Source organism: Brevibacterium permense (genome assembly GCF_025506275.1).
Taxonomy (GTDB): domain Bacteria; phylum Actinomycetota; class Actinomycetes; order Actinomycetales; family Brevibacteriaceae; genus Brevibacterium; species Brevibacterium permense_A.
The window spans coordinates 1-381 of the sequence record NZ_QYCP01000004.1 but is presented as its reverse complement, the minus strand read 5'-3'; the positions used below and the strand labels follow the sequence as shown (position 1 = coordinate 381).

General features: G+C 73.8%; 1 protein-coding gene. It reads left to right on the top strand.

What is annotated here, in order from left to right:
* The coding region (locus D3I60_RS01300) for an acyl-CoA-like ligand-binding transcription factor (protein ID WP_440588546.1) at positions 1–325 on the top strand (325 nt) is incomplete at its 5' end.
* Between the last annotated feature and the right edge of the window lie 56 nt (positions 326–381).

The window sequence follows — 381 nt, the reverse complement described above, 5'->3', positions numbered from 1 at the left end:
CGAGGCGGTCGACACGATGCAGGCCGACCGGGAGTTGTGGCGACTGCGGTTGGCGGTCATCGCCCAGAACCCCGCGCTGCTGCCCCGGCTGATGGCGGGGAACATCGAGACCGAGCGGGCCATGATCACGACCATCGCCGCCCGCCTCGGCGTCGATCCCGACCACGGCCACCCGGCGCTGGTCACCGCTGTGGCCGGCGCGACCTTCCGCACCGCGATGCTGCGCTGGGCCGCCGACGACGACAGCCGGACCCTGCGCGACTTCGTGGACGAGTCGTTCGCCGCGGTCGCCGCCGGCCTGCCGGATCCACCACACCCGGCCTGACCACCAGTCTCCGCCCCGGTGCACCGGCTCCGGGGCCAGCCACTCCGACAAGACCC